The following is a 2,021-nucleotide window of genomic DNA, read 5'->3' as shown; positions in this document are numbered from 1 at the left end:
CCACAGTCAGTACATTGCACAAAAAACCACGTGTCATTTGAATATGAATTAACAGCCGTATCTGAACCACTACAAAACGGGCACGGTTTGAGTTTGTCTGTCATTACTGTGCTCTCCCACACTCAATCAGAATGTAGTTGGTTGAGCCACGGCACGAACCCAACACATAATGCCCTTTTGCAGTTCAGTTCGCCCTTCGTTCAGCCAACGCATATCAATTTGGTGGTTTCCTGTTTGTGTATGTGTCGCTACAAGATAATCATAGAGCTGACCTAATTCTGCACTTTTCGCTTTAATCTTATTCATGCAATCAATTTCATCTTGGGATAATTCACGATACCCCGTGATCTTACGGTGTTGGTTTTCCATTATTACTCCTACATTCAGTATTCGCCCACTCTCTCAATCCGAGGAACTGGGTTTTGTTTTTCTTCAATTTCCCGTATCGCCCGTTTATCCAGATTGCATTGCTCAATGACTGTCAACAGTTGCTCATTCAAAATCAGACTGTCAACCCATGTCATTTTGTCCGGTATTACAGGTGGCTGACAATCAGCGAGCAGATGCGCCGGAATCGGTATCGGCGGCACCGGAACGTATTCGGTTCGCGTGCTGCTGCAACCGGCTAACAGCCCCATCAGGCACAGTGCGAGCGGCGCAATCATGATTAACAACAATAGTTTTGATGGCGGCCTGAGTTTTCTCAGAATCCACGGCTGACCGCTGCCGGTTTTCGCTATTAATTCGTGAGATGTCATGGAATAACCTGATAGAGTGGTAGGCGTTGTCGGTGATGGACTGCTGGTGCTGGTTCTGCTGTTTCAGTGATTCATTTTCATCCCGCACCTCAATATATCTGTCAATGAGGTAATTACAGATATAACCCAGCAGCACAACGCCAACTATTGAATAGACCTGTAATTTCCAGTTCATAGCATCTCAAACGCCCGTGTGAAAACATCATCGGAATAAGGCTGCTTGCCGTTCTCCATGTAGATCATCGCCTTGACTAATGCTGTCATGACGTCCTGATTGTTAACATCAATCACCGCATCGCGAGAGATATCCACCATATCGCTGACATAGGCAATGTAACTCTCGGTGTCATTTTCATTCGGGGGTGCCCAGCGGGAAATAAACTGGCGGATGGTCCTGTCATCATAGAGTTTCACGTAATTGCGCAGGATTTTGAGCATCGCCCGAATACCATATTCTGGTGCGATAAACTGACAGAATGACTTATCCGTCTGCCTGCTGCACAGTCCCTGCCAGCCAGCGCCGTGGCGGATATTGCCCGGATTGTTATTACGAATGCCTCTCATCAGATTTTTCCCCTTTCTTGGTCAGCCCTTACGAACAACTTGATAACCCGATAACGACTCTCAAAATTAAATAAAGCGCGTAGGTACTTGGAGTAGCGAACTTGCTCTCGAATGTCCCTGTCTTCATTCCAATAGCCACGCCATTTACGCAACAACCAGCGACGACGATTTTGATGTAGAAGCTCTACCATGTAAGAAAAGCTCACACCAAATACTGACTCACTGTTTTGGCTCGTCAATTTTTACCCCCGCCCTTTTCTCTGCCATCTTACGCAGCAGTTGGCCAATGAAGTCTGTACCCAAGTAGCCAATCACCACACTGCCGATGTAGGCCAAGTCAGGATTCAGACCGAACAGATTTAATACATCACGAATGAACCAGGCGAACATGGCACACATAAAGGCATCGATTGATACCTTTACCCAGCCGCCCCCGTTGTAGCGACCTCGGAAGAACGCCATTGTTCCAGCGAGGGTTGCCCAGATGCCTTGCTCTTTGACCGATAAGAGCCAGTCACTGATATGTACCCAGGTATCAGGATTTTCTTTCATCTTCATATTCCACCCCATTTGAACAATGGGCGTCCTTGGGGTGAACGATGGTTACCCCTGTGAGTTGGTTAAAAGTAATAGGTTGATAGTTAAGGTAAGCTGCTAGATCAGCCAAAAATCAATCAACTAGTAGAGGGATGGCTGATT

General features: G+C 46.5%; 6 protein-coding genes. All 6 read right to left on the bottom strand.

Annotation, left to right across the window (positions count from 1 at the left end; all coding sequences use genetic code 11):
• Window positions 1-126 precede the first annotated feature (126 nt).
• The 6 genes from IQ211_RS18990 to IQ211_RS18965 are packed head-to-tail and all read right to left on the bottom strand — an operon-like array spanning window position 127 to window position 1,874.
• Window positions 127-369 (bottom strand): Acb2/Tad1 domain-containing protein, encoded by a 243-nt coding sequence (locus IQ211_RS18990; RefSeq protein WP_189761357.1) that lies wholly within the window; start codon window positions 367-369, stop codon window positions 127-129.
• A 14-nt stretch (window positions 370-383) separates the two neighbouring features.
• Entirely contained in the window at window positions 384-638 is a 255-nt protein-coding gene (gene lysC, locus IQ211_RS20295) for an Rz1-like lysis system protein LysC (RefSeq protein WP_420856253.1), read from the bottom strand.
• Entirely contained in the window at window positions 553-933 is a 381-nt protein-coding gene (locus IQ211_RS18980; protein ID WP_189761362.1) for a hypothetical protein, read from the bottom strand. The genes lysC and IQ211_RS18980 overlap by 86 nt, the downstream gene beginning before the upstream one ends.
• Window positions 930-1,325 carry a structural protein gene (locus tag IQ211_RS18975; protein WP_189761360.1) on the bottom strand — a complete coding sequence of 132 codons (396 nt, stop codon included), beginning with the start codon at window positions 1,323-1,325 and terminating at the stop codon, window positions 930-932. The genes IQ211_RS18980 and IQ211_RS18975 overlap by 4 nt, the downstream gene beginning before the upstream one ends.
• Window positions 1,322-1,513, bottom strand: a complete 192-nt coding sequence (locus IQ211_RS18970; RefSeq protein ID WP_193836462.1) for a hypothetical protein — start codon at window positions 1,511-1,513, stop codon at window positions 1,322-1,324. Before IQ211_RS18970 ends, IQ211_RS18975 begins: the two co-directional genes overlap by 4 nt.
• A 28-nt stretch (window positions 1,514-1,541) precedes the next feature.
• Complete coding sequence (locus IQ211_RS18965) at window positions 1,542-1,874, bottom strand: phage holin, lambda family (protein ID WP_189761361.1); 333 nt, start codon at window positions 1,872-1,874, stop codon at window positions 1,542-1,544.
• Between the last annotated feature and the right edge of the window lie 147 nt (window positions 1,875-2,021).

This window comes from Xenorhabdus griffiniae, assembly GCF_015163655.1.
GTDB classification, from domain to species: Bacteria; Pseudomonadota; Gammaproteobacteria; order Enterobacterales; family Enterobacteriaceae; genus Xenorhabdus; species Xenorhabdus griffiniae.
The sequence above is the reverse complement of the archived record's forward strand: the minus strand, read 5'-3'. Positions and strand labels throughout refer to the sequence as shown.

What these genes read in the sequence shown, in the direction of transcription:
- IQ211_RS18970 (WP_193836462.1), bottom strand. Translation starts at nt 1,513, where the DNA reads ATGGTAGAGCTTCTACATCAAAATCGTCGTCGCTGGTTGTTGCGTAAA.
- IQ211_RS18965 (WP_189761361.1), bottom strand. Translation starts at nt 1,874, where the DNA reads ATGAAAGAAAATCCTGATACCTGGGTACATATCAGTGACTGGCTCTTA.
- IQ211_RS18980 (WP_189761362.1), bottom strand. Translation starts at nt 933, where the DNA reads ATGAACTGGAAATTACAGGTCTATTCAATAGTTGGCGTTGTGCTGCTG.
- IQ211_RS18990 (WP_189761357.1), bottom strand. Translation starts at nt 369, where the DNA reads ATGGAAAACCAACACCGTAAGATCACGGGGTATCGTGAATTATCCCAA.
- lysC (WP_420856253.1), bottom strand. Translation starts at nt 638, where the DNA reads ATGGGGCTGTTAGCCGGTTGCAGCAGCACGCGAACCGAATACGTTCCG.